Here is a 21315-nt window from a genome sequence, read left to right on the forward strand (position 1 = left end):
GTTCGCGGCGTGGAGCTGCTCGGACCCGCGCCCGCACCGATGGAACGACGCGCCGGGCGTTTCCGCGCTCAGCTGCTGATACGCGCGCCCAGCCACACGCCTTTACAGAGATTTCTAAGCAACTGGCTGCCGGTCCTCGCCATGCTCCCGGAGGCCCGCCGCGTGCGCTGGTCAATCGATGTGGATGCGGCCGAGTTGAGTTGAGTACACTGTCCCGAACCCTTGCTTTCCTTAGCGCTTGTGAAAATCCAGATCGAACGTCTCGTGCAGGCTGCCCTGGCCTGCTTACCGGCCGACATTGTCCCCGGGGATGTGCATCCCTCGGTGGATGTCGAACGCACACGCGACGCCGCGCATGGCGATTTCGCGACCAACATTGCGTTGCAGCTGGCAAAGCCCGCGCGCCGCAATCCGAGGCAATTGGCGCAGGCCATCGTCGATGCGATTCCCGCGAGCGAACTGGTCAGCAAGATCGAGATTGCCGGCCCGGGTTTCATCAATTTTCATTTGTCGCCACAGGCCTATCAGCAGGAACTGTCGCGTATTTTCGACCTGGGCGTGGCCTATGGTTATAACAAGCGCGGCGCCGGCCAGAACGTCGTGGTCGAGTTTGTCTCGGCGAATCCCACCGGCCCGCTGCATGTCGGCCACGGCCGGCAAGCGGCACTCGGCGATGCGCTCGCGGCGCTGTTGCAGACCCAGGGTTATCCGGTCAGCCGTGAGTTCTACTACAACGATGCCGGCGCGCAGATCAACAATCTGGCGCTCTCGGTGCAGGCGCGGGCTCGCGGTATCGCGCCTGGCGATCCGGACTGGCCGAAAGACGGTTACGCCGGCGAGTACATCAGCGACATCGCCAACGAGTTCATCGCGCGCAAGACCGTGCATGCCTTCGATGGCGAGCCGATTCGCGCCAGCGGCAAGATCGACGATCTAGATGCGATCCGTCGCTTCGCCGTCACTTGTTTGCGACATGAGCAGGACATGGACCTGCAAAAGTTCGGCGTGCGCTTCGACACCTACTACCTGGAGTCGAGCCTGTACACCGACGGCAAGGTGGACTCGACCGTGCAAGGTCTGGTGGCGAGCGGACACACCTTCGAGCAAGAGGGCGCGCAGTGGCTGCGGACCACAGACTTCGGCGATGACAAAGATCGAGTCATGCGCAAGTCCGACGGCACGTACACCTACTTCCTGCCCGACGTGGCTTATCACGTCACCAAGTGGCAGCGTGGTTTCTTCCGCGCCATCAACGTTCAAGGCACCGACCATCACGGCACCATCTCGCGCGTGCGCGCGGGCCTGCAGGCACTAAACATTGGGATCCCCAAGGGCTACCCCGATTACGTGCTTCACAAGATGGTCAAGGTCATGCGCAGCGGCGAGGAAGTGAAAATTTCCAAGCGCGCCGGCAACTACGTGACCGTGCGCGATCTGATCGAGTGGGTCGGCCGCGATGCCGTGCGCTTCTTCCTCGTGTCACGCAAGGCTGACTCGGAGTTCGTGTTCGATATCGACCTGGCGCTGGCCGAGGGCGAAGAGAATCCCGTTTATTACGTGCAGATGGCGCACGCACGCGTTTGTAGCGTGTTCCGTCAGCTGACCGAGAAAGGCTTCACGCACGATCGGGACATCGGCGAGGCGAATGTGGAGCTGTTGAGCGAGCCGCACGAGAAGGCTCTGATCCGGCGGCTGACCTACTATCCCGAACTGCTCGAGAACGCCGCGCGCGATCTCGAACCGCATCAGCTCGCGCACTATCTGCGCGAGTTGGCTGGCGACTTCCATACTTACTACAACGCGCACAAGTTCATCATCGATGACGTGAAGATCCGCAATGCGCGCTTGAATCTGGTGGCCGCCACCCGCCAGGTACTCGAGAACGGCCTGAAGCTGCTCGGCGTGTCCGCACCCGAGAGAATGGAATCTAAGAAAGCGGTCTGATTCGGCCCCATGGCAAAGGACTACAAACATTCCAAACGCCGCACCGGCGGCGGCTCCGGACTATCCGGCATGGCCGGCTTCGTCTGCGGCCTGGCCCTCGGCCTGGCGGTCGCGCTCGGCGTTTATTTGTTCGACCGTCGCACTGAGGCGCGGTTGGCTGCTCAGCAAACTGCGCCCATGACTCGCGATGAGACCCACACGCAGGCCAAGCCCGCGCCTGCCTCTCAGGAAGAGGAGACGCAGCAGTTCGACTTCTACGAAATGCTTCCTAAGTATGAAGTCGTCATTCCCGAGCAAGACTCTCGCAGCGGCTCCGCGCCCGCCGTCGTCGCCGGCCCTGGGCCGGTGCAGAAGCCCGGCGCTTATATTTTGCAGGCCGGCTCGTTTCGGAATAACAAAGACGCAGATCGCGTGCGCGCGATGATCGCCATGCAGGGCGTGGAGTCAAAGATTCAGAAGGTGACCATCGATAAGGACACCTGGCATCGCGTACGCGTCGGGCCGATTACCAACTTGCAGAAGCTGGAAGACACGCGCAGCAAGTTGCGCCAGGCGCAGATCGACGCGTTAGTTATTCGCGTCGGCGAGTAACCAGAAACTCGGGGCGCATGAGTTAGAGTCACTCGGTCTTGAGCAGGAAGGAGAACCAGTAAACCTTCCTGTATCGGAGACTCAAGGTTGGTCAAGACCAAGCCAACGGTGAAGCTTCCAAGGCTGATGCTCGCCGCCGATCTGCCGCGCGTAATGCGATCCATAACGGCAATCAACCCCATGGCGGACGACACCGTCATGATCGATGCCGAGGAACTCGAGTTTGCGGAGCCGCTACCGCTATGCCTGCTGGCTGCTCAGCTCTCCAACCTGCAACGCCTCGGCGGCAAGGCTTCCATCGAGAAATTGCGCCAACCCGTGGCTGATCGCTTGGAGCGGATGAACGTCCTAAGGGGTTGGATCGAGGCAAGACCCGCTAGCAAATCGCCCGTGCACAACTTCTCGGCTCTGCAGGTCGCGCGAGCGAACTGCATCGATGACGCGAATGACATCGCCAACTCACTGGCGCAGAAAATTGCGCAGTTTGTGCCACCCGAGTTCTGTCATCACAGCGAGACCATGACTCGTGACGGGGTAGTACATCCGCTGGGTTATATGCTCACGGAGCTTCTCGAAAACTCGCTCACTCATGGGCGCGGAAAAGGCTTCGCGCATGCCAGTGCGTGGATCGCCGCACAGTACTACTCGAGTGGTGACCTGATTCGGCTAGCCATCGTCGACAACGGCTGCGGATTTCTAAAATCTCTGCATGACCATTCCGCTGTCGAACCCAAGAGCAACGTGGCCGCCATCCGCGCCGCATTCATACCCGGCGTTTCATGCAACCGCAGCGTCGGGCTCGTCAGAGATTCACTGAATGCCGGGCTCGGATTAACGGTGTCCCGAGATATTGCGTTAAGATCGAACGGCGCCGTCTGGGCAGGATCCGGAGATGCGTGGATTGAGCAACCAGGGCGAGAGGAAGATTCTGCCAAGCGCATTCAGCCCTGGCAGGGCTCCATGCTCAACTTCGAGATTCATCGCGCCGGACTCATTAGCTTCAACTTTCGAGATCTGTTCTCGAAGTATCCGCATCCTGGCGAAGTTCCGCCCATATCGTTCACTGACTGATTTCTGAACGAGGCGATCATGAAGCATCTCATCTCGCTCATAGAACTTACCGGTCTGCGGGTTCTGGGCACGCGCCATAGCGCAAAGAAAATTCGTACCCTGGTGTCAAAAATGCTGGATGACGATGGCGCAGCCATTATCGATTTCAGCTCTGTGACATTGACTCAGTCGTTCGCAGACGAACTGCTTGGCCCCCTGCTGCTTGCGCAGGGACCTGGGCTATTAAAAAAGCTGTCCTTCAAGTCTTGCTCCGAGGACGCTCGGGCGGTCATCACGTTCGTGGTGGGACAGCGCTTACGGGACTTCCACGAGCAAAATAATCCGGAGCGATACAAGGCTGACGGAGGTCTATCCATCGCTTGAAGGATAGACCTAGAGTGGCATCAACCGGAGATGGCTCGCCGGCTTTTAGTCTTCAGCAAGCTGACGGAAGTCGACGCCGAGCGAGCGAAGCTTGCGGTAGAGGTGAGTGCGCTCCATACCGACGCGCTTGGCGAGTTGGCCGACTTTGCCGTTGCACAGGATGAGCTGTTGCTGCAAATAAGCTCGTTCGAAATGCTCGCGGGCCTCGCGAAGAGGTAGAGCGAGCAGGTCCTGCTTAACCAAAGGTTCGTTAGTAGGCGCATGAGCCGCGAGCTCACGCTCGATCTCATCCAAGCGAATCTCTTCCTCGCCACCGAGAATCAGCAAGCGCTGAACCAGATTCCGCAGTTCGCGAACATTGCCGGGCCACGGATAGTTGCGCAGACGATTCTGCGCGGGGACGCCGAAGCGGCGGAAAGGAAGGTGCTGTTCGTCGACCAGGCGATCGACGTAGTGACGCAGCAGGTCAGGAACATCCTGCGAGTAGTCCCGCAGCGGCGGGACGTTCAAAGTAATGACATTCAACCGGGACAGCAGCTCGAGCCGCACGCCAGTCCCTTCGGCATTCAAGAATCGCGAGGTCGCGGAGCCGATGATGCGAACGTTGGTATTCACCGGCGTCGCGCCGCCGACGCGCGTGAACGTGCGCGTCTCTAGAGCAGCGACCAACAAGCCTTGCGCCTTGGGCGGCAAATCTTCGACGCCATTGATGAACAGCACACCGCCAGCGGCCTGCTCGAACACACCGGCGTGCACACCGTTGGAATCTTCAGTGCCGAACAACGCCGCGGCAGCGCCTTCATCGCTGACGCCAGTAGCGACCAGCTGCACGAACGGCGCGGCGGAACGCGGACTCAAGGAATGAATGTAACGAGCGAAGGCTTCACGCCCGGTGCCTGGCTCACCGACGATCAGCACGGGCGTCTCGTGTGGCGACACTTGTTGAACTTGCTCGCGGAGCGCGGCCATCGCGCGGCTCTTACCGACAGGAGCAATCAACGGCGGCACCAAAGAGCGGCCGCTCAAACGTTTGTTACGACCCGAATCGAGCGCGCGCTCCACCGTGCGCAGCAGCTTCGCGAGCGACAAGGGTTTCTCGACGAAGTCGAACGCGCCGAGCCGCGTGGCTTCGACCGCGGTCTCGACCGTGCCGTGACCGGACATCATGACCACCGGGCACGAGGTGCCATTGGGCTGCACCCATTCACGCAGCAGCGTGATGCCATCGGTATCGGGCATCCAGATATCGAGCAGGACCAGGTCAGGGTCGTGCTGGGCGCGAGCGGCGCGCGCCTCCGCGGCATCCGCGGCGACGTCCACCTCGTAACCTTCGTCCGCCAGGATCTCTTTCAAAAGCCCGCGGATTTCGCTTTCGTCATCGACGACTAGTATGCGTGCTGCACTCATGCCCGCTCCCTCCTCGGTCCGGTGCGCCGTTCGCGAATCGAACCGCCGCCGCGGACCGCAGTCAACGGCAACTCGATACACACCCGCGCACCTCCTGTGCGCACATTATCCGCATCTATGGTGCCGCCGTGTTCTTCGACTATTTTTTTCACGATCGCGAGCCCCAGGCCCGTACCTTTCGGTTTGGTGGTTACATAAGGATCGAACACCTGGCCGATTACGTCCGGCCGGAAGCCCGGTCCATTGTCCTCGACGACGATCTCCGCCGTCCGGCCCGCCGTTGCCCCACTACCCTTGTCGATCAGCCGCGTCACCACGCTGACCGACGGCTCTGGCGTGCCCTCCAATGCCTCCCAGGCATTGGCCAGCAAATTATGGATGATCTGCCGCAAGCGGCCCCGGTCGGCCTCGATTTCAGGCAGTCCCGCCTGCAGTTGCAGGGTGGTGCCTGGCCGGCCTGGCGCGCGGTACAGCTCCGCCACTTCGCTGATGAGCTGGTTCAGGTCGAAGCGTGACACATCCATCTCCGGCGCGCGCGCGTATTCGCTGAAGGCGTTGACCATTTCCTTCATGGCCTCCACCTGCTGGACGATGGTGTGCGTGGCGCGGTCCAGGACCTGGCCCTGGGCCTCGTCGATGGACCCGAGCAGCTTGCGCCGGAGCCGTTCCGCGGACAGCTGAATAGGCGTCAGCGGGTTCTTGATCTCGTGCGCCAGGCGCCGTGCCACCTCGCCCCAGGCGGCATCGCGCTGGGCCTGCAACAGGGCGGTAATGTCGTCGAACACGATGACATAGCCGCCGGGTGTCTGATCCTCGCCGGAGAGCGTAGTACAGGCGCACATCAGGATGCGACGGGTCGACTCGCCCTGGAGCACCAGCTGTTCGCGCCACTCGCTTTGGCCCGCGGCCAGGTGCGCGTTGCAGGCGGACTGGAACTGGTCGAACAGCAGGCTTCCAGTACCCGTGGCTAACGGCTTGCCGATCACCGTGTCGACATCCACGCCGAGGATGGAGCACGCGGCTTCATTGGCCGTGCGAATGGTCCGGTCCGGCTCGAGCGAGATCACACCCGTGGACAGTCTCGCCAGAATGACCGAGAGATTGGCCCGCTCGGCTTCCACCGCCTGTTGGACACGCCGTGTCTCTTCGCGGGACTTGGCGAGCCGCTTAGTCATGTCGTTGAACGAGTGCACCAGGATGCCCATCTCGTCATGCGAGGTCAGCGGCAAACGCAAATCGAAATCACCCATCGCGACGGCGCGCGTGCCAGCAACCAAGTCTTGAATCGGCCGCACCAAGCGCCGCGCGGCCCAGAACGCACCGTACAGCGCGCCGAACAACGACAGCAGCAGCACCAGTGTCAGCGTCAGCGTGAAGCTGGTCTTCAGTGGTTCGCGCAACCGCGCCTTCTCACCATAGCGCTGATAAGAAGCCTCGACCGTGTCTGCCAACTCGCCGAGTCGGCGTTCGATGGGATAGATCGCTTGCAGTACGCGCTGCTCATCGCCCGGCAACACCTGCGGCACGCGGACCGCGGTGCGCACGAGATAACCGCCGCCGGCAACGGGATCGAGCGCCACGTAATCGCGCCCCTGCCGAACCTGCATGGTCATTTCATCGCTCAGCGGCGCGGGCACCATCTCGCCGAGTCGATCGGAGCTGGTGGCGAGAATGCGGCTATTGGAAGCGAGCAGTGTCAGTTCCACCGCATCGCTCTCACGCCGCATTTCATCGAGCACTTGAAATGCACCGGCACGCACCGGAGCGATGCGAGTAGCGACCGCGCGCGTGCGCTCCAAATATTCACGCATGCGCAGATCGAGTGCGGCGCGCGACAACGTGAGCGCGTCTTCCAAACCCTGGCGAATCTCGACATGGAACCAGCTGTCGATGCCGCGGTTCAGGAACACGACCGAGAAATAGAACACCAGCAACAGCGGCGCCATCGCCAACGTCGCCGACATCCACACCATGCGCGCTTCGAGGCGCGAGCCGACCACGCGCTTGCGCCAGTCGCGCACCAGTTGCACGAGCCGACCGCCGATCAGAATCGACAGCACCAACAGACCCGCGACGTTCACGCCGACGATAAAGGGATGCAGATCGCTGAAGTGCGCCGACTGCTGCACGGTCTGCGCCATGATCAACAACGCAGCCACCCATAGCCCCGATCCTATGAGTATCAGGATCGAGACCAGTGTGCGTTTTAGAGTTGCGGGGACCATGTGTACCACTCGCTGCGCTGCCGCCAGTCATCCGACCAGAACAGCACGAAGCGCAAGGTATCGGGCATCGTGCGCACATCGAGGCTGGCGCGCACGCTGATCTCGTGCCGCCGGTTCTGCTGGACCAATGCCTGATCCAGGATGGGCAGGCGACTGACCACGCGCAGGGCGTCGAGCGCGGCATCCAGCGTCGCATAGGACGCTTGTTCGCCGCTATTCAAATTGCGCACCAGATAGCGCTCGCTGAGCGCGCGGTACGCGAGTTCGTAGGATTGTTCGAGGGTGGCGACGGACTCGTCCAGCCAGTAGTTGCGCTGGCGTTTGACCACGATCTCCAGATGCAGGGTCATCGGCACGCCTTCACGCATCGCGGCCCGCGCGCCCTCGGGCAGGTCGAAATTGATCGTGGCGTTCAGCTCGTAAACGCGCTCGGCCGGCTCGACATAGGCGGAGCGCACCTCGATGCGCGTGGGGGCCTGCGCAAACGAATGCGCGGGCAGCAGGACGCAGCCGAGCACGGCCAACAAGGCAATGAGCCACACCGACGCGCGCCGGACTGGGAAGTCCGGGCTGCCGGGGCAAAGCTCATCGCGCCAGGTTGGGCTCGCCGCCACTACAAGGATCCTTGACCGAGATTAACTAACGTCGGGCCGCTGGGTCGCCGCGCTTGGGCCGCGCGACTTCTCCAGCAGAGCATAATAAAAACCGTCCATCCCGGCGGCGCCCGCTGCGATTCTTAAGCCATGAGCAGGCGCACGCGTTCCCGGAGCCAGCTCCCGGGCCAAGCTCGGCAACGCCGCCAATCTTTCGCCGGTGGCGTCACGAGCGCTGGGCTCGTCACGCAGAAACTGCGCGATCACGTCGCCGGTCTCTGCTTGTAAGGCCGAGCAACTCGCATACAGCAATCGGCCGCCGGGCTGTAGCAGCGACCACGCAGTCCGCAATAGCTGCGACTGACGCTTGGCCAGCGCGCCGATATCGTCGCTCCGTCGCAGCAGCTTGATATCCGGATGACGACGGATCACACCGGTCGCCGAACAGGGCACATCGAGCAAAATACGGTCGAATGGTTTGCCGTCCCACCAGGTCGCGGGTTCGGCGGCGTCGGCCGCCAACACCTGCGCGGAGACGCCCAATCGCTGTAAGTTCTGCGTGACGCGCGTCAGCCGCTCGGGAGATACATCGACCGCCGTCAGGGCGGCAAGTTCTGGTGAGAGCTCGAACAGGTGGCCGGTCTTGCCGCCCGGCGCGGCACACGCATCGAGAATGCGCTCACCTGGTTGCGGATCTAGCAGGTGGCCGGCGAGCTGCGCGGCGGCGTCCTGCACCGAGACCCAACCCTCGTCAAAGCCCGGTAATTCGCTGACATCCATGGCCCGATCGAGCAGTAACGCAGTGTCTTGGTACATGCCGGCGGTCACACCGATCTGCTTCGCCTGTAATTGGTCTCGATAGTTCGCAGGCGTCACGCGCAGCCGATTCACACGAATCCAGAACGGCGGCCGCTGATTGTTGGCGTCGAGGATCTCGTTGGCTTGATCGCCCCAATCCTTGCGCAACTTCTCCACCAGCCAGCGCGGATGCGCGGTGCGCACGGCCAGATCGCGGTCGATCTTCGCCAGCAACTGCTCGTGCTCACGCTGGCAGCGACGCAAAATCGCATTGACGAAACCGGACGCGCGCGGTTGGTTGAGAAGTCTGGTAGCGGCGACAGTTTCAGCAACCGCCGCGTGCGCGGGAATATCTGTGTAGATCAGCTGGCACAAGCCAACGATGGTGAGCGCGCGAATCTCCGGCTCGAGCGTTTGATTCGGTCGACTCAACAAGCGAGCGAGTAGCGCGTCGAGGCGCACATACCAGCGAATACTGTCGTAACACAGCGTTCGCAGCAGCCCCCGCTCTTGTTTATTCGCGGTGGCTTCGGCGGCGAGCAAAGCGTCGAGCGAACGACCGCGCTCAGCGACCTCCGCGACGATTCTCGCGGCCCTGGCTCTGACTGCAGCTGATGCGCTCACGATCCAAGAACCGCGCCTTCAGGGCGATGGGCTCGAAGAAAATCTGCGGCGGCCATGGCTTTGCGCCCTGCTGCCTGCACGCGTGTGAGTTGCAACGTTCCGTCGCCCGTGGCGACGTCGATGCCATCGTTACTAGTAGCAATCACGGTGCCCGGCGTCGCCGATGATTTCTTGTCCAGCGGCACAGCGTCCCAGATGCGCAGTTGCTGCCCGTTCCAACGTGTCTCGGCAATGGGCCACGGATTGAACGCGCGCACCAGTCGATCGATCTCGACTGCGGATCGAGACCAATCGATCAACGCTTCTTCTTTGCGAATTTTGGCTGCGTACGTCGCGCCTTCTTTCGGCTGATCGCGCGGTGTGGCGGTGCCGGAAGCGATTGCGTCGATGGCTTCGAGCACCGCTTCGGCGCCGAGCGACGACAGACGATCATGTAGCGATCCACCAGTCTCGCGAGCCGCAATTGGAGTAACGCGTTCGAGCAGCATCGGTCCCGTGTCCAAACCGACGTCCATCTGCATGATGGTCACGCCGCTTTCTCGATCGCCGGTTTGGAGCGCACGTTGAATCGGCGCAGCGCCCCGCCACCTCGGCAACAACGATGCATGAATGTTCACGCAGCCCAGCCGAGGCGTGTCCAACACGGACTTCGGCAGCAGCAAACCGTATGCGACCACGACCATCAGATCGGCGCGGTATTGAGCGAGCTGCGCAACTGCCGCGGGATCTTTCAAAGTCTGCGGTTGCTCGACCGGAATCTCATGCTTGAGCGCGCACTGTTTCACCGCACTCATTGCCACCTGCTGGCCACGGCCCGCCGGCCGATCCGGCTGCGTGTACACGGCCACCACGCGATGACGCGAGGCGACCAACGCCTCCAGCGCCGGCACGGAAAACTCGGGGGTGCCCGCGAAAATGATGGACAACTCAGACGGCATCAAGCTCAACCAGGTAGTGGCGAACATGGGGTGTTCTTATTCGACAGCATGCCACTACGTAGCACGACGCACCGGAGGAATCCGTCCTCGGCAGCTTCACCGGCGCGAGCCGCACAGCTCGCGCTTTAGCGTGTTCGATTAGAGCGCCTTGCTCCGTCCGCGAGCCGCATCGGCGGCCTTTTCCTTGCGGTCTTTCTCGAGCTTTTTACGAATGCGGGTGCGCTTCAGGTCCGACAGATAGTCGACGAACAGCTTGCCTTCGAGATGATCCATCTCATGCTGAATACACACGGCCAGCAGCCCATCGGCGTCGAATTCGATCTGTTTACCGTCGCGGTCCAGCGCACGCACCCGAATCTCATCGGCGCGTTTCACCTTTTCATAGATGCCGGGGACGGACAGGCAGCCCTCCTCGGTTTCCTCCATGCCGCTGTGGCTGACGATCTCGGGATTGATCAGGGTCAGCCGTTCATTGCGCTTTTCGCTGATGTCGATGACCAGCAGCCGTTTGTGAACATTGACCTGGGTAGCCGCCAGGCCAATGCCGGGGGCGGCATACATGGTCTCGAACATGTCGTCGACCAGTTTTCGCAGGGCGGCATCCACCTGTTCCACCGGCTGCGCTTTGGTGCGCAGGCGTGGGTCCGGGAATTCGAGAATCGGAAGTAGTGCCATGTTCGAAAACGTCAGAAGGGGGACACTGGGACCCACCTTGGGGCCACGTCATACCGCCTAGTTTGCAGCTGAATCGGCCGGATACAAGTCCGGGGCGCCTAAGACTGCCATAGACCGGGGCTGTCGGCAGCAGGAGTGAGAACCACGTCGCGGGCTGGAGCCCGATTTCTGCACTCCTTGCAATGATGCTGCTAAAGTGCGGCCCCAGTTGAACTTAATGTCGCTGAGCCAGTGGGTTTTTGCGCGTCAGTACAAAGCCTTACGCGCCTAATGGGAGCTCGTTGAAACGCATGAAAACTGCGAATCTGGCACTTCGTCCGGCGATCCTGCTGAGCCTGGTCGCCGGCCTGACCGTTACCGTGGGCGTGCTCGCCCCCGCTAGCATCCTGGCCCAGGACGCCCCGGCACAAACCGTGGGTTCCGGCAGCAATATTCCGCTGACGGCCAATGCCCCCGATGAATACGTGGTCAAGACCGGCGATACGCTGTGGGACATCTCCAAGGTGTTCCTGCGCGAGCCCTGGTATTGGCCAGAAATCTGGTACGTCAACCCGCAGGTCGCCAATCCGCACCTGATCTATCCGGGGGACGTGCTGAAGCTGGTCTATGTGGACGGCCAACCCCGCCTGACCGTGGCCCAGCGCGGCGGCGAGACCGTCGAAAGCGGCCGTGGCGGCAAGCGCCTATCGCCCGAAGTGCGCCGGGAGTCGTTGAGCCAGGCCATCACCGCGATTCCCTACGACATCGTCGCCAGCTTCATGGGCCGGCCGACCTTGTTGAGCAAGGATCAAGTCAAGAGCGCGCCCTATGTGGTCGCGATGCGCGATTCGCACATGATCGGCGCCATCGGCAACGAGGTGTACGCGCGCGGCATCGGCCAGGCGGCACCGGAAACTCGTTACAGCGTCGTGCACGTCGAAGAAGAGCTGCGCGATCCGGACACCAAAGCGCTGCTCGGTTACTCGGGCATGTATGTGGGCTCGGGCCCGGTGGCCACGCAAGGCGATCCGGCCAAGCTGGTGATGACCGACTCGACCCGCGAAGTCCTGCAAGGCGACAAGTTGTTTCCTGAATCGGTGGACGTGAATGTGGACTTCGTGCCGCACGCACCGTCCTCGGACGTGAACGCCAGCATCATCGCTGTGCGCAGTCACACGGTGATGGGTCAGTATCAAGTCGTCGCGTTGAATCGCGGCAGCTCCTCGGGCCTGGAGCCGGGACACATTCTCGCCGTGTATCAGCGCGGCGCTAAGGTGCGAGACACTTTCTCCGAAGGCGGTCTGGCCGCGCGTCGCAGCACCCGTTCCAGCTTCGGCAACAATGTGCAGCTGCCCGATGAGCGCGCCGGCGTGCTCATGGTGTTCAAAGCCTTCGATAAGCTGAGCTACGCGCTGGTCATGGAAACTACGCACGAAATTCGTCAGGGCGACCGCGCTAAAAATCCATAAGCGCGCTGGGGTTCGACGTATGTTCGTGGGCTCATGGATGAGCTCAAAGCCTGTCTCGCTGGGTCGCGAGTGGCCGGCTATCACGCCGGCTCGCTAGAGCGACTATTGGAACGGCATCTGCGCTGGCTGGAACAGCCGGCACATCATTTCATTGCTCGTGGCTCGCCACGCTATCCACCGCTGCTCGCCCAGCTACCGGACGCGCCGCCAGGCTTGTTCGTGTGTGGCAATCCCGAGGTCTTGAGCCTGCCGCAGCTGGCCATGGTGGGCTCGCGCAATCCCACCAAGGCCGGCGCCGAGAATGCTCATGAATTCGCGTCGCATCTGGCCCGATCCGGGCTTGCGGTCACCAGCGGCTTGGCAATTGGGATCGACGCGGCCGCGCATCGGGGCGCACTCGACGCAGGCGGTCTGACGATTGCAGTCTGCGGTACCGGCCTTGATATCGACTATCCGCGGGCCAATGCTGGGTTGGCGAAGCAAATTGCATCCGCCGGCGCGCTGCTCAGCGAATTTCCTTTGGGAACTCCGGCGTCGCGGAGCAACTTTCCGAGGCGCAATCGCATTATCAGTGGATTGTCACTAGGCACGTTGGTGGTGGAGGCTGCAGTGCAGAGCGGCTCGTTGATCACGGCGCGACTGGCTGCCGAGCAGGGCCGAGAGGTGTTTGCGATTCCCGGCTCGATCCACAACGCGCTGGCGCGTGGCTGTCACCGGTTGCTTCGTGACGGCGCCAAGTTAGTGGAAACCGCGGACGATATATTCGCCGAGCTGCGGATCCCCGAAACCGGACGCAACAGTACTGAAACTGCAGTAGTTTTAGCCCCGACATTGGACAAAGAGTATGAAATCCTGTTAGATGCGCTCGGCTTCGAGGCCGCCAGTGTCGATGTTTTGATCGCACGCACCGGTCTCAAGGCCGACGAGGTAGCGTCCATGCTGCTGATCCTCGAATTGGAGGCGCGCATCGACGCCTGCCCAGGCGGGCTTTATGTCCGACGCGCCCCAAAGTCTCCGGTAGCGAAATGAAGGAAAGCGTTCTCGATATCCTGATCTATCTCTTCGAGAATTATTTCGACGCCGATCTGGACTGCGCCCCCGAACCCGACCGCGACACTCTCCGGGACGAACTGGAGCGGGCTGGATTTTCCGAAAGAGAAGTGGGCCGCGCGCTGGAATGGCTGGAGCAGCTGTCGGCGGATCCGAATCGAGCTGGCGCCATTCCGGGATCGCGAGCGATTCGCATCTTCGACGAACGCGAGCAGGCGCGACTCGACACCGAGTGCCGGGGCTACATCCTGTACCTCGAGAACATCGGCATCGTGAGTCCGGCGCAGCGTGAACTGGTGATCGACCGCCTGCTGGCGCTCGACGTGCAACAGATCGACATTGAACAGGTGAAGTGGGTGGTGCTCATGGTGCTGTTCAGCCAACCCGGCCAGCAAAGCGCTTACCTGCGGATGGAGGACTTGGTATTCGACAACCGTCTGCAAGTGGTGCACTGAGAACGCGGTTGAAACACCGCCGCTTTCAGTAGCACCGCGGCCACCGCGGTTTCTTTTTTTATGGAGCAGAAGAATCTAGTCATCGTGGAATCGCCTGCAAAGGCGAAGACCATCAAGAAGTACCTCGGCAAAAACTTCGAGGTGCTGGCGTCGTACGGTCACGTCCGCGATTTGGTGCCGAAGGAAGGTGCGGTCGATCCGAAGCGCAAGTTCGCGATGCGCTATCAGATCCTGGACAAGAACGAGAAACACGTTCAAGCCATCGCCAAGGCGCTGAAAAAATCCGACGCGCTCTATCTGGCCACCGACCCTGACCGCGAGGGCGAAGCCATTTCCTGGCATCTCACCGAGCTGCTCAAGGAACAAGGCATTCTGGACGGCAAGGACGTGCATCGCGTGGTGTTCTACGAGATCACCAAGAACGCCATTCGCGAAGCCATCAGCCAGCCACGCGACATTTCTCAGGACTTGGTGAACGCTCAGCAGGCGCGTCGCGCGCTCGACTACCTGGTCGGTTTCAATCTGTCGCCGTTGCTGTGGAAGAAAGCAGGTTTGCCTGGCGCTTCCGCCGGCCGCGTGCAGAGCCCGGCACTGCGCATGATCTGCGAGCGTGAGGAAGAGATCCTCGCCTTCAAGCCGCGCGAGTATTGGACCGTCGATGCGGATGCCGAGAAGTCCAAGCAAACATTCCCGGCGCGACTCATCGAGTTCCGCGGCGAGAAGGTCGAACAGTTCACGGTGACCAACGAGGCGCAGGCCACCGATGTGCGTAATGCCATCGAAGGCGCCGCCGGCGGCAAGCTCAGCGTCGCCAACATCGACAAGAAACAGCGCAAGCGCAATCCGTCGCCGCCGTTCACTACTTCGACGTTGCAACAGGAAGCCGCTCGTAAGCTCGGCTTCGGCGCTCAGCGCACCATGCGCCTGGCGCAGCAGTTGTACGAAGGCGTGGACTTCGGCGAAGGCGCAGTCGGTCTGATCACTTATATGCGTACCGACTCGCTGAATCTGGCCAACGAAGCCATCGCCGAGATTCGTCAGGTCATCGCCAAAGAATACGGCGCCGATTCGGTGCCCGAGTCGCCACGCACTTACAAGACGAAGTCGAAGAATGCGCAAGAGGCGCACGAAGCGATTCGTCCGACGTCCGCTGCCGTCACGCCCGATGTGCTGGCAGGCAAGATCGACGCCGATCAGTTCAAGCTCTACAGCCTGATCTGGAAACGTGCGGTGTCCAGCCAAATGGAGCCGGCGGTGTATGACACCGTCGCCATCGATCTGGTGCCGGGCACGAACGCCAAGCGTGAAGGCTCCACAGCGGTGCTGCGTGCCAATGGTTCCACGCTGGTCAAGCCGGGCTACATCGCCGTCTATAAGGAAGGTCAGGACGACGCGGTGGAGGACGACAACGATCGCATCCTGCCGGCCATGGAAGTGGGCGATCAGGTGAATCTGGTCGGGCTGCGTCCCGAACAGCATTTCACCGAGCCACCGCCGCGCTTCTCTGAAGCGAGCTTGGTCAAAGCGCTCGAAGAACACGGCATCGGCCGGCCTTCGACCTACGCCAGCATCATCTCGACCCTGGTCAACAAGAAGTACACGGAGCTGCTGAATCGCCGCTTCACGCCGACCGACTTGGGCAAGATCGTCAACAAGTTCCTGACCCGCAATTTCCATCACTACGTCGAGTACGGCTTCACCGCCAAGATGGAAGACGACCTCGACGAAATCGCCGACGGTCGCGAGGCCTGGGTGCCGGTGCTGGAGCGCTTCTGGAAAGACTTCAAAGAGCGCGTCGACATCGTCGACGACACCGTGACCCGTGAAGATGTGTCCGAGGCTCGCGAGATCGGCGCCGATCCGGTGACCGGTAAACCGATTTCGGTTCGCTACGGCAAGTACGGGCCGTTCGTGCAGATGGGCACCAAGGACGATGAAGAGAAGCCCAAGTTCGCCAGTCTCAAGGCGACGCAGCGCATGGACACCATCACGCTGCCGGAAGCGCTGGAGTTGTTCACGCTGCCGCGAACCATCGGCGCTGCTGCCGACGGTCATTCGATTCGCGTCGCCATCGGGCGCTTCGGGCCGTACGTTCAATATGGCGCGAAGAAGTTCGTGTCCATCAAAGACGACGATCCGTACACCATCGAGCTGCCTCGCGCTTTGGAACTGATCAAGGCCAAGGAAGAGCTGGATGCGAATCGGACCATTCTGAATTTCGAGGCCGCCGGTATTCAGGTGTTGAATGGTCGCTTCGGGCCGTACATCACCGATAAGGTGAAGAACGCCAAGATTCCCAAGGACCGCGATCCCAAGACGCTGACCTTGGAGGAATGCGTGGAGCTGATCAAGGCCGCGCCCGAACGCGGTAAAGGTCGGTTCGGTCGCTTCGCGAAGAAGGCTCCTGCCAAGACGGCTGCTCACGAGGCCGCTGAGAAGCCGGTGAAGGCTGCCGCCAAGAGCAAGACCACGCCGGCCAAGACGGCGAAGGCTCCGACTTCGGCCACCGCCAAAGCGCCTGCGAAAAAAGCAGCCGCGAAAAAGTCGCCGGCCAAACCGAAGTAGACTTCCCTAGTATTGCGACCCGGCCGCATCATGGCCGGCGTCGCCTGATTGGAGATGACGATGGCCGTCGACGCCGATGCCGTTCTCGCCTACCTGCGTGGACTGCAGGATCGTATTTGCACGGCTATCGAGCAGGCCGACGGCGGCGCGAAGTTCACCAGCGACACTTGGCAGCGGGCCGAGGGTGGCGGCGGCGACAGTCGCGTGCTCCGTAACGGCGCGGTCTTCGAACAGGCTGGAGTGAATTTTTCACACGTGATGGGCTCTCGCCTGCCGCCGAGCGCCACCGCTCAGCGACCCGAGCTCGCCGACGCGGAGTGGATGGCAACCGGCGTCTCGCTGGTGTTTCATCCTAGAAATCCTTACATCCCCACCACGCACGCCAACGTGCGCTTCTTCAACGCCATTCCCAAAGATGGCTCAACCGGCGCCTGGTGGTTCGGTGGCGGCTTCGATCTCACGCCCTACTATCCGTTCGAAGAAGACGTCCTGCACTGGCACCGAACCGCGCAACAAGCCTGCGAACCGTTCGGCGACGACGTTTATAAAAAACACAAAGAATGGTGCGACCGATATTTCTTTCTGAAACATCGTAATGAAACCCGTGGCGTCGGCGGCCTGTTCTTCGATGACTTGAACGAATGGGGCTTCGAGCGCTCGTTCGCCTATCAGCGCAGTGTCGGCGATCGTTTCCTGGAGGCCTACCTGCCCATCGTCGCACGCCGCAAAGATCTCCCGCACGGCGAACATGAACGCCAGTTCCAACTGTATCGCCGCGGCCGGTACGTCGAATTCAACCTGGTCTATGACCGCGGCACCCATTTCGGCCTGCAATCCGGCGGCCGCACCGAATCCATTCTGATGTCATTGCCGCCGCTGGTGCGTTGGGAATACAACTGGACGCCCGAGCCCTGCACCCCCGAAGCCCGCCTCTATTCAGACTTCCTCCGGCCGCGCGATTGGCTGCGCGAGCTGCCATAGAACTCTCACAAAACTTTCATGTTGAGTGGCGCCCGCATGTGAGGGTGTCGGACTCATTGACAGCTCTGTATACATTTCTAACGTTTGTTAGTAACGCGTTGCGCGCCAGCGCGCGCTGGCACGTTTTGCACAATTGAATTAGCCGCGTCGCAGGAGTAGCGTCGGTCGCAGCGATTGCGCATGCGACTCAACCGTCTGGCCACGGAACTGCAACTCAAGCCTGCTTGATGGCGACCGTCGTGGAATCGCACCTCTTTATCTTTTGCTCGTTGTGATGTTCGCAGCACGCTCGCACGCGTGGTGCCGGGTTGGCCGTTGGCCCGCCATTCGTCGCGAGATTTAGAACTAGGGGATCATCATGAAAAATATTCGCAGGAGGGCGGCAGTCGGTTCACTGTCGCTAATCGTCACTACCGTGCTCACGGTGGTGGCCGCCGATGCCAGCGCAGCTCAGCGCGCTACGGCAGTCAGCTCCAAACGACTGGAGTCACGGCTACCGGCACCGGCACGCGCACAAATCAATGACGTTACTCAGTTGCTTCGTGGCGCAGGGTCGCAGCAACGGGTCCAAGTCGCCGTTTCGTTGAACACCGCCGCGGTCGGCGACGACAAAGGCACTTCCAAAGCGGACGTGCTGATCGAGCAAACAGCGTTCATCGGTCGTATCTCACAAAGTGCCCCCAGCGCCACGGTCATCGGATCGGTGCAGTTGGTTGCTAACACGGTGTTCCTGGAGATCGACGCCAACGAAGTGAAAGCGCTATCGAACGATCGCGCCGTCACTCGTGTTGCGCCTGCCGGCAACTACAAGCGCAATCTCACCGAGACCGTGCCCTACATCGGCGCCGAAACGCTGCAAGGTTTGGGTGTCACAGGCAAAGGTGTACGGGTTGCAGTGATCGACAGCGGCATCGATTACACGCACGCAGCGTTGGGTGGCGCCGGCACGGCGGCTGCTTACGCAGCTGCGTGGGGCACATCAGCCGCCGATCCGCGCAACACCACGACCGACGGCTTGTTCCCTACCAAGAAAGTCATCGGTGGTTACGACTTCGTCGGTGAAGCTTGGACCGGCGCCGCCGGTGGCCCGCCGCTGACGCCAGACGCAGATCCCATCGCCGCGCCCGATCAAAGCACCTTCGGCGGTCACGGCACGCATGTCGCCGACATCATCGGTGGCAAGAACGGCGTCGCGCCGGATGCGAAGTTGTACGCGATCAAGGCGTGCGCAGTGCCAACGTCTGCGTGTAGCGGCATCGCGCTGTTACAAGGCATGGAGTTCGCGGTCGATCCGAACGGCGACGGCGATACCAAAGATCACGCCGACATCATCAACATGTCGCTCGGCTCCGATTACGGCCAACCGTTCGACGACGATCTGTCTGCTGCCGTCGATCGCGCCACCAAGCTCGGCGCATTCACCGTTGCCTCGGCAGGTAACGGCTCCGACAAGCCGTTCATCACCGGCTCGCCGGCCGCTGCGGTAACGGCATTGTCAGTCGCACAGACCAATGTGCCTTCGGCAGTGGTCGACTTGTTGACCATCGTTACGCCCGTGGTCACTCCAGCGCAGCGTGGCGCGATTCATCAGGACTGGTCCGCTCCGCTGACGACAGCGATCACCGCGCCAGTGCAGTACACGCCGAGTAATGCGCTCGGTTGCACACCGTTCGCTGCCGGCACATTGACCGGACGCATCGCGCTGGTGAATCGTGGCAGCTGCACGTTCGCCGATAAGATTCGTAACATTCAAGCGGGTGGTGCCTTGATCGGTGTCATCGGCCTGGTCGACGGCAGCGCGCCGTTCACCGGTGCGTATGCGGATGGCGTGCCCATCACCATTCCGGGCTACATGATCAGCCTCGCCGACGCCAACGCGATTCGCTCGGGCGCGACGGTGACGTTCGATCCTGCCAACACCTTCCCGTTGATCAGCTCGGTCACGTCGACGTCATCGCGCGGTCCGATGTTCGAAGACTTCCGCATCAAGCCTGAAATTGGCGCGCCGGGCGCGTCGGTGTCGGCGATGTCGGGCAGCGGCAATCAATCCGATGCCTTCGGCGGTACTTCGGGCGCGGCACCGATGGTGTCGGGCGCAGCGGCACTGCTGAAACAACTGTATCCGACGGTGGCTCCGCAGCGCCTGAAACAGTTGCTGATCAACAATGCTGAAACCGACATCACTCAACCGGGCGCGCCCAACGGAGTGATTCCGGATTCGCTGGCACCGATCTCACGGATTGGTGGCGGTGAAGTGCGCGTCGACCTGGCAGCGAAAGCAACTGCGGGTGCTTATGGCTTCGACTTGGTGAAGAAAGGCACTCGCGGCGGTGGCGTGAGCTTCGGCTTCGTCGATGTGGCAGACAAAGCAGTTCTGATTCGTCAACGCGTGCGCGTCTTCAATCGCGCCAAGCAGCCGGCCATCTTCAAGGTGAAGCCGACCTATCGCTTCGCCAACGATGTCAGCAACGGCGCAGTGAAGATTCATGCGTTGCCATTGGTCGCGGTGCCTGGCAAGGGTGATCGCACCATCGATGTGTTCATGACCATCGAAGGCAGCAAGCTGCGTAACAACTTGATGAACGCGGGCCCGGACGGCCCGAATCCAGTGCCGCTGACCTTGCAGGAATACGACGGCTATCTGGTGTTCGAAAAGGTCGCGCTGTTCGGCGGCAAGTCGGAAACGTTCACGCTGCCGTGGCACGTGTTGCCGCGCAAATCGGCCAACACTCAAGTGTCCAGCGGCAAGAACTGGAAGGCTGGCAGCGCCGGCACCGGCACCATCAACTTGAAGAATCGCGGCGTCGGCGCAGCGCAGTTGAACACCTATTCGCTGATCGGAACCAGCCCGAATACTCCGCCGGGCGGCCGTGGCGAGAATGCGCCGCGTCCCGATCTGCGTGCGGTGGGTGTGACGACCTTCCCGGTACCGGTCGATGTTTGCTCGTCGGGTTACCTGTGGTCGTTCGCGGTCAACATGTGGGAACGCGAGACACTGCCGGTCGCTGTCGATCATCGCATCGCGCTGGATCTCAACAACGATGGCGAAGATGACTACTGGCTGTTGAATCGCGACGTGTCGTTGAACGAGCTGAGCGACGGCCGGCAGTTGGCCTGGTCGGTGAACCTGGCCACCGGCGATGCCGACGCGTTCTGGTTCGTCGAGCATCCGACCAACTCGACCACCACGGTGCTGAACGCCTGTCTGGAGCAGTTCGGTCTGACCTCTGCCGATGTGGATGCGCGCAAGGTGATCGGGGTCTCCGTGTTCGCCGACGACTTCTACTTCGGCGGTCCCGGCGATGCCATCGAAGGCTTGAAGATCGTGCCGTTCGGCGAGCGTTACTTCGCAGCGCCCGATGGCGATCTGGCAGCCGGCGCGAGCGGCAACGTCACGGTGTACGACTTCGGCGCGGTCCCAGGAACTACCAAGGAACTGGGTGTGCTGATCCAAACCGACGGCGATCGTTGCGCCTCCGCGAATAACTGCGGTGGTGCTACCAACAGCACCGAGGCGCTGTTCGTCGCGCCGCCGGGAGGAAAGATCACGTTCTAAGCAGCGTAGAGCTGCGGCTCTCACAAGGCCT

General features: G+C 61.5%; 17 protein-coding genes. 11 read left to right on the plus strand and 6 right to left on the minus strand.

All coding sequences use genetic code 11. From position 1 onward, the window contains the following. The 5 genes from JNL55_RS23290 to JNL55_RS23310 form a co-directional block, all read left to right on the plus strand. Positions 1–204, plus strand: a 204-nt coding sequence (locus tag JNL55_RS23290) for a hypothetical protein (protein WP_293859705.1), incomplete at its 5' end; no start/stop codon positions are given. A 36-nt stretch (positions 205–240) separates the two neighbouring features. Further along, positions 241–1944: an arginine--tRNA ligase gene (argS, locus tag JNL55_RS23295; protein WP_293859708.1), complete on the plus strand. Its 1704-nt coding sequence runs from the start codon at positions 241–243 to the stop codon at positions 1942–1944. Between the two features lie 9 nt (positions 1945–1953). Continuing rightward, positions 1954–2535, plus strand: coding sequence for an SPOR domain-containing protein (locus JNL55_RS23300; RefSeq protein WP_293859711.1), 582 nt, complete (start codon positions 1954–1956; stop codon positions 2533–2535). Between the two features lie 87 nt (positions 2536–2622). Further along, positions 2623–3606 (plus strand): ATP-binding protein, encoded by a 984-nt coding sequence (locus JNL55_RS23305; protein WP_293859714.1) that lies wholly within the window; start codon positions 2623–2625, stop codon positions 3604–3606. An 18-nt stretch (positions 3607–3624) separates the two neighbouring features. Then, positions 3625–3969 carry an STAS-like domain-containing protein gene (locus JNL55_RS23310; RefSeq protein WP_293859717.1) on the plus strand — a complete coding sequence of 115 codons (345 nt, stop codon included), beginning with the start codon at positions 3625–3627 and terminating at the stop codon, positions 3967–3969. 45 nt (positions 3970–4014) lie between these two features. On the opposite strand, the gene JNL55_RS23315 is transcribed toward JNL55_RS23310, so the two are convergent. The 6 genes from JNL55_RS23315 to def all read right to left on the minus strand — a co-directional run bounded on the left by JNL55_RS23315 (position 4015) and on the right by def (position 11229). Next, the gene (locus tag JNL55_RS23315) at positions 4015–5376 is read right to left on the minus strand and encodes a sigma-54-dependent transcriptional regulator (protein WP_293859720.1); all 1362 of its coding nucleotides are present in this window, start codon (positions 5374–5376) and stop codon (positions 4015–4017) included. Further along, entirely contained in the window at positions 5373–7535 is a 2163-nt protein-coding gene (locus tag JNL55_RS23320; protein ID WP_293859723.1) for a sensor histidine kinase, read from the minus strand. Before JNL55_RS23320 ends, JNL55_RS23315 begins: the two co-directional genes overlap by 4 nt. Before the next feature lie 47 nt (positions 7536–7582). Beyond that, on the minus strand, positions 7583–8215 hold the full coding sequence (locus tag JNL55_RS23325) for a DUF4390 domain-containing protein (protein WP_293859726.1): 633 nt from the start codon (positions 8213–8215) through the stop codon (positions 7583–7585). A 21-nt stretch (positions 8216–8236) separates the two neighbouring features. Further along, positions 8237–9616 (minus strand): 16S rRNA (cytosine(967)-C(5))-methyltransferase RsmB, encoded by a 1380-nt coding sequence (gene rsmB, locus JNL55_RS23330; protein WP_293859729.1) that lies wholly within the window; start codon positions 9614–9616, stop codon positions 8237–8239. Then, positions 9613–10554, minus strand: coding sequence for a methionyl-tRNA formyltransferase (gene fmt, locus JNL55_RS23335; protein WP_415923152.1), 942 nt, complete (start codon positions 10552–10554; stop codon positions 9613–9615). Before fmt ends, rsmB begins: the two co-directional genes overlap by 4 nt. A 138-nt stretch (positions 10555–10692) precedes the next feature. Continuing rightward, positions 10693–11229, minus strand: coding sequence for a peptide deformylase (gene def, locus JNL55_RS23340; protein WP_293859735.1), 537 nt, complete (start codon positions 11227–11229; stop codon positions 10693–10695). 290 nt (positions 11230–11519) lie between these two features. Between def and JNL55_RS23345 the strand changes: the two genes are divergently transcribed. The 6 genes from JNL55_RS23345 to JNL55_RS23370 all read left to right on the plus strand — a co-directional run bounded on the left by JNL55_RS23345 (position 11520) and on the right by JNL55_RS23370 (position 21284). Next, positions 11520–12677 (plus strand): LysM peptidoglycan-binding domain-containing protein, encoded by a 1158-nt coding sequence (locus tag JNL55_RS23345; RefSeq protein WP_293859738.1) that lies wholly within the window; start codon positions 11520–11522, stop codon positions 12675–12677. A gap of 33 nt (positions 12678–12710) precedes the next feature. Continuing rightward, positions 12711–13706, plus strand: coding sequence for a DNA-processing protein DprA (gene dprA, locus JNL55_RS23350; RefSeq protein ID WP_293859741.1), 996 nt, complete (start codon positions 12711–12713; stop codon positions 13704–13706). Then, positions 13703–14182 (plus strand): DUF494 family protein, encoded by a 480-nt coding sequence (locus tag JNL55_RS23355; protein ID WP_293859744.1) that lies wholly within the window; start codon positions 13703–13705, stop codon positions 14180–14182. Before dprA ends, JNL55_RS23355 begins: the two co-directional genes overlap by 4 nt. A 60-nt stretch (positions 14183–14242) precedes the next feature. Next, positions 14243–16747 carry a DNA topoisomerase I gene (locus JNL55_RS23360; RefSeq protein ID WP_293859747.1) on the plus strand — a complete coding sequence of 835 codons (2505 nt, stop codon included), beginning with the start codon at positions 14243–14245 and terminating at the stop codon, positions 16745–16747. Positions 16748–16801: 54 nt separating this feature from the next. Next, positions 16802–17728 carry an oxygen-dependent coproporphyrinogen oxidase gene (gene hemF, locus JNL55_RS23365; RefSeq protein WP_415923151.1) on the plus strand — a complete coding sequence of 309 codons (927 nt, stop codon included), beginning with the start codon at positions 16802–16804 and terminating at the stop codon, positions 17726–17728. Between the two features lie 358 nt (positions 17729–18086). Further along, positions 18087–21284, plus strand: a complete 3198-nt coding sequence (locus JNL55_RS23370) for a S8 family serine peptidase (RefSeq protein WP_293859753.1) — start codon at positions 18087–18089, stop codon at positions 21282–21284. Positions 21285–21315 lie beyond the last annotated feature (31 nt).

The organism is Steroidobacter sp. (genome assembly GCF_016790065.1).
Taxonomy (GTDB): Bacteria; Pseudomonadota; Gammaproteobacteria; order Steroidobacterales; family Steroidobacteraceae; genus Steroidobacter.